The sequence below is a fragment of the Nocardia carnea NBRC 14403 genome (assembly GCF_000308515.1).
GTDB lineage: Bacteria > Actinomycetota > Actinomycetes > Mycobacteriales > Mycobacteriaceae > Nocardia > Nocardia carnea.
The window spans coordinates 37,652-49,448 of sequence record NZ_BAFV01000018.1; the positions used below are offsets into that span (position 1 = coordinate 37,652).

At 67.1% G+C, this 11,797-nt stretch carries 12 protein-coding genes; 9 read left to right on the forward strand and 3 right to left on the reverse strand.

What is annotated here, in order from left to right:
• Window positions 1–6 precede the first annotated feature (6 nt).
• Genes ON22_RS05500 through ON22_RS05525 form a run of 6 tightly spaced genes read left to right on the forward strand, consistent with a single transcriptional unit; the run spans window position 7 to window position 6,208 of the window.
• Window positions 7–1,011 (forward strand): MlaD family protein, encoded by a 1,005-nt coding sequence (locus ON22_RS05500; protein WP_033245901.1) that lies wholly within the window; start codon window positions 7–9, stop codon window positions 1,009–1,011.
• Window positions 1,008–2,012 carry an MlaD family protein gene (locus ON22_RS05505; RefSeq protein ID WP_033245902.1) on the forward strand — a complete coding sequence of 335 codons (1,005 nt, stop codon included), beginning with the start codon at window positions 1,008–1,010 and terminating at the stop codon, window positions 2,010–2,012. The genes ON22_RS05500 and ON22_RS05505 overlap by 4 nt, the downstream gene beginning before the upstream one ends.
• Window positions 2,000–3,070 (forward strand): MCE family protein, encoded by a 1,071-nt coding sequence (locus tag ON22_RS05510; protein WP_033245903.1) that lies wholly within the window; start codon window positions 2,000–2,002, stop codon window positions 3,068–3,070. Before ON22_RS05505 ends, ON22_RS05510 begins: the two co-directional genes overlap by 13 nt.
• Window positions 3,070–4,170 carry an MlaD family protein gene (locus ON22_RS05515; RefSeq protein WP_033246029.1) on the forward strand — a complete coding sequence of 367 codons (1,101 nt, stop codon included), beginning with the start codon at window positions 3,070–3,072 and terminating at the stop codon, window positions 4,168–4,170. The genes ON22_RS05510 and ON22_RS05515 overlap by 1 nt, the downstream gene beginning before the upstream one ends.
• The gene (locus ON22_RS05520) at window positions 4,167–5,255 is read left to right on the forward strand and encodes an MlaD family protein (RefSeq protein ID WP_081595357.1); all 1,089 of its coding nucleotides are present in this window, start codon (window positions 4,167–4,169) and stop codon (window positions 5,253–5,255) included. Before ON22_RS05515 ends, ON22_RS05520 begins: the two co-directional genes overlap by 4 nt.
• Window positions 5,252–6,208 (forward strand): MlaD family protein, encoded by a 957-nt coding sequence (locus ON22_RS05525; RefSeq protein ID WP_033245904.1) that lies wholly within the window; start codon window positions 5,252–5,254, stop codon window positions 6,206–6,208. The genes ON22_RS05520 and ON22_RS05525 overlap by 4 nt, the downstream gene beginning before the upstream one ends.
• Window positions 6,209–6,340: 132 nt before the next feature.
• Here the strand turns inward: ON22_RS05525 and ON22_RS05530 are convergent, their stop codons facing one another.
• From ON22_RS05530 to ON22_RS05545, 3 genes are all read right to left on the reverse strand, one after another.
• On the reverse strand, window positions 6,341–7,150 hold the full coding sequence (locus ON22_RS05530; RefSeq protein ID WP_033245905.1) for a hypothetical protein: 810 nt from the start codon (window positions 7,148–7,150) through the stop codon (window positions 6,341–6,343).
• Window positions 7,151–7,234: 84 nt separating this feature from the next.
• On the reverse strand, window positions 7,235–7,948 hold the full coding sequence (locus tag ON22_RS05535; RefSeq protein WP_033245906.1) for a VIT1/CCC1 transporter family protein: 714 nt from the start codon (window positions 7,946–7,948) through the stop codon (window positions 7,235–7,237).
• A 301-nt stretch (window positions 7,949–8,249) separates the two neighbouring features.
• Complete coding sequence (locus ON22_RS05545) at window positions 8,250–8,561, reverse strand: hypothetical protein (RefSeq protein ID WP_033245908.1); 312 nt, start codon at window positions 8,559–8,561, stop codon at window positions 8,250–8,252.
• Between the two features lie 216 nt (window positions 8,562–8,777).
• Between ON22_RS05545 and istB the strand changes: the two genes are divergently transcribed.
• The 3 genes from istB (at window position 8,778) to ON22_RS05560 (ending at window position 11,338) form a co-directional block, all read left to right on the forward strand.
• Window positions 8,778–9,545: an IS21-like element helper ATPase IstB gene (istB, locus tag ON22_RS05550; RefSeq protein ID WP_033245909.1), complete on the forward strand. Its 768-nt coding sequence runs from the start codon at window positions 8,778–8,780 to the stop codon at window positions 9,543–9,545.
• A gap of 165 nt (window positions 9,546–9,710) precedes the next feature.
• Window positions 9,711–10,955, forward strand: a complete 1,245-nt coding sequence (locus tag ON22_RS05555) for an MFS transporter (protein WP_280925320.1) — start codon at window positions 9,711–9,713, stop codon at window positions 10,953–10,955.
• Between the two features lie 14 nt (window positions 10,956–10,969).
• Complete coding sequence (locus ON22_RS05560) at window positions 10,970–11,338, forward strand: ArsR/SmtB family transcription factor (protein ID WP_033245910.1); 369 nt, start codon at window positions 10,970–10,972, stop codon at window positions 11,336–11,338.
• The last annotated feature ends 459 nt before the right edge of the window (window positions 11,339–11,797 follow it).

Here is an 11,797-nt window from a genome sequence, read left to right on the forward strand (position 1 = left end):
GGACAGATGCCGAAGTACGGAATGCCCGGGGTCGCCGCCGGTCCGCGTAGTGCGCGGCGGGTCGGCGTACTGGTCGTCGCGGTGCTCACGGTGGTCACCCTCGCGGGTTACGGCTACCGGTCGCTCACCTCGGACGACGGGCTGCGGGTCGCGTTGCGCACCGAGCAGATCGGTGACGGTGTGGTCGCCGGAACGCTGGTGCGGGTGGACGGCGTGCAGGTCGGGGAGGTCACCGAGATCGTGCCGGGGGGTCGCGGCACCCAGCAGATCAGCCTGTCCCTCGACGAGAACCGGTTGCACGGGATCGACGACAGCATGACGGTGGATTACGCACCGGCCAACCTCTTCGGTATCAGCGAGATCGAACTGCGGCCCGGCGCCGGTGGCACGCCGCTGCAGTCCGGTGCGGTGGTGGACCTGACCGGCCGCCGTGCCGCCGATGTATACGACGCCACCATGGGCGCGCTGCTGCGCAGTATGTCGCAGACCAGCGGCACCGTGTTCACCGCCGATATGGCACGGGTGATCTCCCAGGCCGCCGCGGATGTCAAGGCATTCACCCCGCTGGCCGAGGCACTGATCACGGCCGGGCGGGTGATCGCCGAACATCAGTCGATGCCGGCGAACGAGCTGGTGGGGCAGCTGGGTCCGGCATTCCAAGGTGGCGGGCAGTTCGCCGGCGCCACCATCGAGGTACTGGACCAGATCGTGGATATCGATGTACTGCGCACGAACCGGCCCGATTTCGACGCCGGCGTGAAGGCGCTGACCGGCGATATTCTGCCCGCCCTGACCGGCACGATGAACAGCGCGAGCCAGCTGTCCGGATACACCGATATGCTCGCGCCCACCCTGAACCTGCTGGCCCTGGCCGTGCCCGACCCGCAGCAGTCGGCCGCCGATCTGCGCACCCTGCTCACCCGGCTGGGGGTCGCGTTCGAGGAGGGACCCGATGGGCCGGTGCTCGACCTCGAGGTCGAAGTGAACGGAGCCGGGGGAGGGCAACGATGACCGCGCGGCGTGCCGCCTGGCGGCTGGCCCTGTTCGCCGGTGTGATGGCGCTGGTGCTGGCCCTGGTGATCGGGGCCATCAAACGGCCGGTGGACGGCGAAACCGGTACCCATCAGGCACTGTTCACCGATGCCAACGGGTTGAAAACCGGTGACGATGTGCGGATGTTCGGTGTGCAGGTCGGCAAGGTCGAGGCCGTCACCCTGGACGGCGACCGGGCGAAGGTCCGGCTCACCGTCACCACCGACACCCCCGTCTACGACAACAGCATCCTGGCCATCCGCTACCAGAATCTCACCGGCCAGCGCTATATCGATCTGCAGCAGCAGCCGAACCCGGGGGTCCGGCTCGCCGACGGTACGGATATCGGACCGCAGCAGACCATTCCGTCGTTCGATGTGACCAGCCTGTTCAACGGTCTGCAACCGGTCCTGGCGACCCTGTCGCCCGAGGCGATCAACCAGTTCACCGAGAGCATGCTCGCGGTGATCGAGGGCGACGGCGCCGGAATCGGCCCGGCGCTCGACGCCATCGGCACGCTCAGCGAATACGTCGAAGACCGCCAGCACCTCATCGGGACCCTGGTGCGCAATATGTCCGACCTCGCCGAACGGGTGGGCGGCCGGCTGTACCACCTGGTGCCGCTGCTGGCCCGGCTCACCGATATCTTCGAGGCGTTACAGCGCAACGTCGGTGGACTCGCGGATTTCGCGATGAGTGCCCCGTCGGTCCTGGAACCGGTGGATCGCCTGCTGGCCGCGGTGGGACTGAGCCCGGAGATGGGCCCCGATATCGATGCGATGGTCCGCAACCTGTTCCCGGACCCGCAGCAGGCTCTCGACACGTTCGGCCGGATGCCCGGTTTGCTGGCCGCGGTGGATACCGCGTTCCCGCGGACCCCGTCCGGTTTCCGGCCGGACTGCAGTAAAGGCGAAGCCGAGGTGCCGGCCCCGGTGCGAGTCCTGATCGGCGGGCAGCAGGTGGCGATATGCAACGGATGAACCTCTCCCGGCTGAAGCCGGTACTCGGCCGCTGGTTCGATCGGGACCGGCCGATCACCGACGAGCCGACGAACCTGCGTAGACAACTGCGGTTGGGTATCGCCGGACTCTGCGCGGTGGCAGTGCTGGGAGTGGCGGTCGGCGCGCTCTATGTGATCCCCCTGGGTAAGAAGACCTACACCGCCGAACTCAGCGAGGCGCAGTCGGTGAAGGCCGGTGACGATATCCGGCTGGCCGGGGTCCCGGTGGGGGAGGTGGAATCCCTCGAACTGGAACCGGATCGGGTGCTGATGCGGTTCACCGTGGACCGCGATGTTTTCGTCGGTGACCGGAGTTCGCTCGATATCCGCATGCTCACGCTGGTCGGCGGCCACTATGTCGCGCTCTTCCCGGCGGGGGACAAACCATTGGGTGACAACCCGATTCCCGCGGACCGTGTCCGCCTGCCCTACAGCCTGATGGAAACCTTCCAGGACGCCACGGCGCCGCTGCGGGAAACCGACGGTGACACCCTGCGCAACAACCTCGCCGCCCTCGACACCTCCATCGAGGGAGCGCCGGAAACATTGCGCAGCGTGCTGGACACCGTCGGCAGCTATCTCGACGCCATCGAACGCCAGCGCACCCAGGTGTCGAACGCCATCGCGACCGCCGACGAATACGTGACCATGTACGACGGCGCGAAAACCGATCTGGGCCGGTTGATGGACAACGTCAATCTGATGGAGACGGTGCTGCTGGATAAACGCGCCGAACTGCGCCAGGCGCTGGGCCTGCTCAGCTCGGTGGTGCAGCGGGTCACGGCGCTGGCCCCGAGCTGGGATCAGACACTGAAGCCGAAGGTGCAGCAGCTCGCCGATGCCCTGCCGCGGTTGCAGGAGTACGGCGACCAGCTGGAACCGATGATCGCCTCGGCGCAGAGCCTGAGCGCGAAACTGCGCGAACTGGTCGGTCCCGGGGGCGGAGTGCAGGTCGATCAGTCGGGGACCACGGTCACCGCGCCCGGCCTGGATCCCGGCGCCGTGGTCTGCGTCCCGCTTCCCGGGAAGGTGTGCTGATGCTGAAACGGGCGCTCGCCTCGCCGGCCCTGATGTCGATCGCGGGAGCGGTGGTACTGGTAGTGCTGGTGTCCGCCGGGTATGTGGTCGCGTTCGAACCGTTCAAACAGACCCGCGCCTACTGCGCGATCATGCCCGACAGTATCGGCCTCTACCAGGGCAATCAGGTGTCGATGCGGGGTATCACGGTCGGGTCGGTGACCCGGATCGCCCCGGCGGGCGCGAAGGTACGCGTCGATTTCGAGGTCGACGCCGACCATCCCGTGTACGCCGGTGCCGGTGCCACCACCGTGTCCGACACCGTGGTCGCCGACCGGGAACTGGCGGTGCTGCCGGGTGTGAACACCGCCGACGAACACGATCCGGGGCAGTGCCTCACCAATACCTTGACGCCGAAGAGTCTCACCCAGACCGTGACCGCGCTGGCCGAGCTGTCCGAGCAGATCGGCGGTACCGAGAACCGGCCGAATGCGCTGGCGGGTGGCCTGGACGCACTGGATTCGGCCTCGGCCGGTACCGGCCCGCAGATCAACGACCTCATCAACCAGCTGGGCCGGGTGATGGAATCTCCGGACGCCGATATCGCCCATCTGGCCGGTATTTTCGACGCCTACGCCTCGGTGTCGAACAAGGTCGCCGAACACTGGGGTGATCTGAAACTGATGCTCACCCGGTTGGGGCCGACGCTGGAGATGTCGCATGCCGAGCTGCTCACACCGGGGATCGAGCTGTTCGACGGGCTGGGCGAAATCCTGCCGATGCTCAACGATCTGTCGGTGATCCTGGCGGACCCGCTGATGTCCACCCTGGACAATCTGGTGCCGCTGGTGAAACTGCTGCGCGCCAACGTGGGGTCGCTGAGCGAAATCGTCGCCACCACACCGGTGCTGACCTCGGCGTTACGCACCGTCACCGATCCGGCGACCGGTGCACCCGGTCTCACCTACGCACCGCCGCGGGTTGCGATACCGCAGGAGCACGCGGAGCAGGTCTGCGCCGCGGTGAACGCGCTCGCTCCGGGGCGCTGCGCCGGTGCCGCGAACGGCATGGTGGATCTGGATCTGGTGCGGCTGGTACTGGGATCGGCGGGTGCGCGATGACACGGCGAATTTCCTTCGATACCACGAGGCGGATCGCCTTCGACCGCACCCGGCTGCGGCGCGGGGTGGCGGCCTGCGGACTCGCCGCGGCCCTGGCCGTTTCCGGATGCGCATTCGACCCCTCCGATATCCCTGTCCCCGGTGCCACTGTCACCGGGGGGAGTTATCCGCTGCGGATCGAATTCGCCAATGTATTGAACCTGCCCGCGCGCGCGAAGGTCATCGCCAACGGTGCGGAGATCGGCAATGTGGAAAATGTCGACGTCGTCCCCGGCGACGCGAACACCACCGGCTACGTCGTGGTGGATATCGAGGTCGACGACGAGGTCGAGCTACCGGCCACCACCATCGCGGAGCTGCGGCAGAACACGGTGCTCGGCGATATCCACGTCGCGCTGACCACCCCGCCCGACGGCTACGACACCCTGCTGCACCCCGGCGACACCATCCCCCGCGACCGCACGAAACCACCTGTCCAGCTCGAGGACACGATGGCGGCGATCGCCTTGTTCGTCAACAGCGGAGCGGTCGGGGATCTGCAGGACATCGTCAACCGGCTCAATTCGGTACTGCCACAGGACCCGGCGAAAACCCAGCAGATCGCGCAGGTGCTGGCCACGGACGCGGTGGACCTGGCCGCACATCTGGATCAGGTGGACCTGCTGCTGCACGGTGTGGCCGAGAACGCTGAGGTCATGCACGGGATCCAGGACGAGCTGGACAATATTCTGCGTCCCGAATCGGTGCAGCAGATGAACGACGCCACGGCGTCCATCGCCGAGGTGACCGAGATCTTCGGCGGCCTGGGACCGGTGGGACAGTCGTTGAGCTGGCTCGCGCCGCTGGCACAGTCCGGGGGAGCGGCCGCGGCGGCGTTCGTCCCGCTGGCCACCGGGGGTCCGCTGGACCTGCGGCAACCCTCGAACCTGAACCTGCTGGTCGCGCTCCTGCGGGACAAGATCATCCCGTTCGTGGAGAACGGCCCGAAGGTGGATATCAGTGCCGTCCACACACCGGGACTGTCCACCGACGACCAGGTGAACCGGATCATCGAAACACTGCGCATGATCGGAGCCGTGCGATGAAACTGGGTCCACTGGCGTCGCTGGGCGGTATCGCGGCCATCACGGTGCTCGGCGCCGGCTATCTGACCTTCGGGGTGGTGCGCGCCGATCCGTTCCGCGAATACCTGAACGCCTCCCTGGTGCTCGAGGATTCCGGCGGTCTCGGTGTGGGCTCACCGGTCCTGCTCACCGGTATCGAAGTCGGCCGCGTGACCTCGGTCGACCGTATCGCCGACGGCGTGGAAGTCGGGTTCCGGGTGCAGGATTCGCACCGGCTACCCGCCGACAGTGTCGTCACCATCGAACATCTGTCCGCGCTCGGCGAACCCTATGTGCAGTTCGCGCCGAAAACCGGGGCCGGGCCTTATATATCCGACGGGCAGCGGCTGGAATCGGAAGATATCCACAGCCCGCTGTCCATCCCCGAGGCCGCCCGCATGGTGACCCGGACCATGAACCAGCTCGACCCCACCACTATGGATTCGCTGGTCCGCACCATGAGCGAGGCCCTGCACGGCACCGACGCGGTACTCCCGGAACTCACCCGCGCCGCCGACCTGCTCGCCGCGGCCATCATGTCCCGCGAACCGCAGATCGCCGAACTGCTCGACAACTTCGAAACCGCCGCCGCCGACGCCGAATGGGCGGGACCCGCCACCTCTGCGGCCGCCACCGAATTCACCAGGTTCGCCGAAGTCCTCGACGATTTCGTGGAATCGGTCGGCCGGGTCACCGGAGCCGAGGGGTCGCCGGAGAAGTACCTGGCGGACGGCGGGATCGTCCCGTTACTGGAGCGCCTGCGCACCGTCCTCGACGAAATCGGCCCCGAACTCGCTGCCCTGCAACCCGGTTTGGCTCCGCTCACGGAGAGCCTGGGCAACACTGCGCCGCAGGTGAACATCAGCAGCTTGATCGAGCAGGCGCTGGCGAGTACCGACGAGGACTCCGTGCAGGTCCGGGTCGGGCTGAAGTAGTTTTCGCCGGCTCGACGCGCCGGCATCACCCGATGCGTAGTGACTACAGCGCCCGGTCTCGGCGCCGTGTCCCGTAACGGCAGGTTCGTTTCCGAGCCGTGCGACCCGCTCGCACGGTGGCTTCGCGGCGAATCACCCCCGCTCCGGGGCATCCGGTTCCGGCCGATCGAGGATGGCCTGTGTCCGGCTGTCCAGATCTCCGAACGTGGAGAGCAGTTCCAGCGCACCGAGTTCCGGGGGTGGTTCGTCGGCCATCCGGCGTAACTCGGCCAATACCGTGTCGATATCGTCCTCCGGCACCGGCCGCCTACGCGGCGCGACCGGAGTATCGACAGGTTGCCAGGCAATGGCCTGCTGCCACCACGGATCGCGGATGGCCCACGCCCAGATCGTCTTGCGGACCAGCGGCGCGTTATCGGTGAAGAGCTGGAAGAACGCATCGAGATCGCGGTGTTCGAGTTCGAAGATCTCATCGGGCAGGCGGCGGGCCCGGATATGGCACATCGGGGCGCGGGTCACCTGCAGGGTGGGGTCGCGCGGGTCCGGAGGTGTTTCCAGGATCTCGTCGAGAATGCTCTCGGTGAGATAAGGGAGGGTGATATTGCCCGTGGTGACCTGGATCCGGGTGGCGCCGCGCGGGTTGTAGAGGCGCCGCGTCGCGACATCCAGGACGGCCAGGTCACGATCGGCGGTGAGTGCCAGCAGGGCGCGCAGGCAGTCGAACCGGTCGCGGACGGTGGCTTCCAGTAGAGCACCGCGGGCGTCGGGGCGGCGGTGGACCCGCAAACCGGTGCCGGAGCGGTGGATCAGGGTGCACACCACACCCACCGCCCGCTCCGGTGGACTGGGCTCGGGTGCTTCTACCAGGGACAGATACCGCTCGTATGCCTGCTCGGCCGAATCGAGCGCGGCCGCCGGCAGTACGGCGAATAGAGAACTCACCCGCCAAGTACATCAAAATATGCGAATTGTCGCTGGTTCACTTCAAATAAAACCCACACCGGGGCAACGGATCTCGCAATCGCATCAGATACCGGCCACATCGGCCAGTTGTCCGATACCGTAGGTGACCGCCATGGCCAGCGCCCCGCCGAGTACCACGCGGGCCACCGCCCGCACCCGGTTGCTGCCGCCCAGCCAGGCGCTGACCGAACCCGTCAACGCCAGCGCGAGCAGCACCGCGACCATGGTGACCGGGATTCGCGCCGCGGTCGGCGGCAGCAGGATCGCCAGCAGCGGCAGCAGCGCACCCACGGTGAAGGCCACCGCCGACGAGAACGCCGCATGCCACGGATTGGTCAGCTCGTCGGGATTCAAACCGAGCTCGGCCTCGGCGTGGGCGGCGAACGCGTCGTAGGCGGTCAGTTCCTCGGCCACCTGCCGGGCGGTCTCGGCGGACAGGCCTTTCGAGTGATAGATCGCGGTGAGTTCGGCCAGTTCGTCCGCGGGATCCTCCTTCAGTTCCCGGCGCTCCTGGGCGAGCAGCGCCGCCTCCGCGTCACGCTGGGTGCTCACCGATACGTACTCGCCGACAGCCATGGAAATAGCGCCCGCGCTGATCCCCGCGATACCGGCTGTCAGAATCGTGCTGGTACTGGACGCGGCCGCCGCGACACCCACCACCAAACCCGCGGTGGAAACGATCCCATCGTTGGCGCCCAGCACCCCGGCCCGCAGCCAGTTGAGCTTGGCCGCGAAACCTGTCTGCGGGAGATACCGGTCCTCCTCCGCTTCGGTCATATCCGAAGGCTATGACAAAAGGGTCAGCTGAGGACACACTTCCCAGCGGGCGGACCGCCCTCGAGCTCCGATTGCTCGTTGACGTGGGATTACGTTCCTGGGCTGGCACAGCCGCTCCCGTGGGCGCCCGCTGTCGACCAGGATGTCGTCGACCTGGTGGCTCACTGCGAGGTCGCCGGGTTCTGACCACATGGCGGTGTGCTCGACGGAGAAGCGGCCGTCGGGCTGGATCCACAGGCACACATCCATATACGGGTCGAGGCCGTGAGCATCCAGGAGTCGGTACGCGGCCGCGACACCGTCACTGCTGGCACCCATTCGCCTCCAGTATTCCCTGGTCCCACATGAGGTGGTCGGGGTCTGCGTCGATCAGCGCGGGCCAGTCGGTCGGGTGATCGGTGCGTGCCCAGTCCGGCCACGGTCCTTCCGGCGGTTTCAGCGGTACGCCGGCCAACGCCAGTGCCATCGGGCCCGGCATCTCCAGCAGCAGTTGCACCGGCAGCAGGAATTTCGCGCCGTGTCCGCACGGCGAACCGCCTTCGGCGCCACCGAACGCGGCGACCCGCAGGGGATCGGCCCACATCACCGTCTCGCGGGTGAAAATGACCGGCATTCGTCCCAGTCTGCCTGCGCGATCTCCAGCACCTCCGGGTCGGCGGTGCGCAGGTGTGTCTCCCAGTTCATCACTGGTCTTCCCTTCCTTCGGTTCTCACCGCCAGGTCGAGCGGTGAGGGGTTCTACGGGTGCGCTGCAGCAGCGCGTACTGCTCTGCGGCGGGTTCGAGATATCGCCATTCGATCCGGGTCACGGTGGATTCCGGGGTGCAGCCATGACCGAACAGGCAGCCGATGCCGCGGTCGATCAGGCATGCCGGCTCCTGCGGTTGCCGACCGTTCGGGCTCAATTCAACGAAATCGCTGACGGCGTGTCCCGCGAGCAGATGACCTACCGGGCCTTCCTGGCCGAGTTGTTGCTGGCCGAATGCGACGACCGTGCCCGCCGCCGCTCCGAACGCCGCATCCGCGCCGCAGGATTTCCTCGCGACAAGTCGTTGCGGGCGTTCGACTTCGACGCGAACCCGAACATCGAGGAAGCCACCATCAACACCCTCGCCCGGGGCGACTGGATCAAGAAAGGCGTGCCGCTCTGCCTGATCGGTGACTCCGGGACCGGCAAATCCCACCTGCTCATCGCGTTGGGCACCGAAGCTGCGATGCAGAGGCATCGGGTCGAATACACCCTGGCCACCAAGTTGGTCAACGAGCTCGTCGAGGCCGCCGACGAGAAACAGTTGACCAAGACGATCGCCCGCTACGGCCGCGTCGACCTGCTCTGCATCGACGAACTCGGCTACATGGAACTCGATCGCCGCGGCGCGGAGCTACTGTTCCAGGTCCTGACCGAGCGAGAGGAGAAGAACTCGGTCGCGATCGCGTCCAACGAGTCGTTCTCCGGCTGGACGAAAACCTTCACCGACCCGAGGCTTTGCGCCGCGATCGTGGACCGCCTCACCTTCGGTGGTCACATTATCGAAACCGGCACCGACTCCTACCGTCTCGCCCGCACGGCCCAAGCCGTCGCCTCAGCCGCAAGGTGACGTCAGAATTCGTTGATAGAACCCAGTTCAGCACCGCCATACTGGCAAATTTTCGCGCGCCACCGGCAGATCATCGGGCGGGTGCCGACCTTCCAACTATATGTGCTTGATTGCGCACATATAGGGTAATCTCGGGATGTTCGGAAGTTTCGAGATGAAGGTCGTGTGGTTGTGCTGGATGTGCTGGGTCATCGAGTGTTCCGGCGGTTGTTCACTGCCCAGGTGGTGGCGTTGGCGGGCACCGGGCTGCTGACCGTCGCGCTGGGATTGCTGGCCTACGACCTGGCCGGACCGGACGCCGGGGCGGTGCTGGGCACGGCATTGGCGATCAAGATGCTCGCCTACGTCGCGGTGGCGCCGGTGATCGCCGCGGTGACCGAGCGCCTGCCGCGCCGCGCGGTGCTGGTCACCGCCGATCTCGTCCGCGCCGCGATCGCGCTGGGACTGCCGCTGGTGGACCAGGTCTGGCAGATCTATGTGCTGATCTTCGTGTTGCAGGCCGCCTCGGCGACCTTCACCCCGGCGTTCCAGTCGATCATTCCCTCGGTGCTGCCCGCTGAACGCGACTACACCCGCGCGCTGTCGCTGTCCCGTCTGGCCTACGACCTGGAAGCGGTGCTGTCGCCGCTGCTGGCCGCCGCCGCACTGGCCGTGATGAGCTACCACTGGTTGTTCCTCGGCACGGTCGCCGGGTTCCTCGCCTCCGCACTGCTGGTCGTCACCACCACGCTGCCGGCGCTGCCGGCACCACAGGGCGCTGCGCCGCTGACCATCCGTATCCTCGCCGGAGTCCGCGTCATGGGCTCACGGCCGGTGCTGCGCGGACTGCTGGCGCTGAACCTCGTGGTCGCGGCCGGGACCGGGCTGGTGCTGGTCAACACCGTCGTCTACGTCCGCGAGCTGCTGGGCGGCCCCGATACCGGCGTCGCGATCGCGCTGGGCTGCTTCGGCGCCGGATCCATGCTGGTCGCCCTGGCCTTACCACGCCTGCTCACCAGCCGACGCGACCGCACGATCATGCTCACCGGCGCCGGAATCGTTCCCGCTGCCCTCGCGGCCGCCACCGTGCTGCTGGCCAGCACCCCCGGCCCGGTGCTCAGCTGGATCGTCCTCGCCCTGGCATGGACCGTCCTCGGCGCCGCGACCTCACTGATCAACACCCCCACCGCCCGGCTGCTGCGTTACCAATCCCGCGACCACGAGCGGACTGCGGTGTTCACCGCGCAGTTCTCCCTGTCCCACGCCTGTTTCCTGCTCACCTACCCGCTGGCCGGATGGGTCGGCGTCCACGCCGGCCACGCGATCGCCGCAGCCACCCTGACCACTGTCGCTACACTCGCAGCCATCACCGCCGCCCGGCTGTGGCCCGCCCACCAGCCGGTCACACCCACCCCGGCGGCGGTCGGATGAAAGTGGTGACGAGGATGGCCGAACACGCGGACGAACCCACGGCCACCGAGGCCAGCCTCACCCACCCCGTTTCCCCCGACCCTGCCCACCTGGAAGCGGCCACCGGCGTCTTCGCGATGCTGTCCGACCCCACCCGCCTGCATATCCTCTGGCTACTCACCCACGGCGAAGCCGACGTCACTGCCCTTGTCGAAGCCTGCGGAACCTCCCGCACCGCTGTCAGTCAGCACCTGGCCAAACTCCGCTTCACCGGCCTGGTCGACACCCGAAAAGAAGGCCGCCGCGTCATCTACCGCCTCCACGGCGGCCACCTCGCCCGCCTCGTCCGAGAAGGCCTCAACCACGCCGACCACGTCATCACCGGCGAACCCCCACACGAATAAACTCCGACACCACCGACCGCCGAACACTTCAAACCCGCCGGAGCCTCCGTCCGACGCTCCACAGTGACGTCAAAATTCACCGTCCTACTGCGCCCCTTCCGGCTCACTCCGACGCCGGAATTCACCGATAAACGACGTCAGAGTTCACTGGCACAACCAGGCGAGGGCCGCGTAGCACCCCGAAGTCGCAGACGCCATCGAAGCACTGGCCACGGTCTCGCCCCTGCTGCCGGTCGAAAGCCTGCGCCAAGCCCGCCGCGGTAGTCGACTACAGATCGCCCGTGCCTGCTACAGCCATCTCGGCGGCAGCCTCGCCGTCGCTATCGCCGACATCCTGGTCACCGACGGTGTGGTCAACACGCTGGCCACCCGGGAACCCACCGAGATCCGCTCGCTGGACCATCCCCTGCTACACGCACTCGAAATCACTCGCCTCCCAGCAGGGTACGCGCCGGCCGC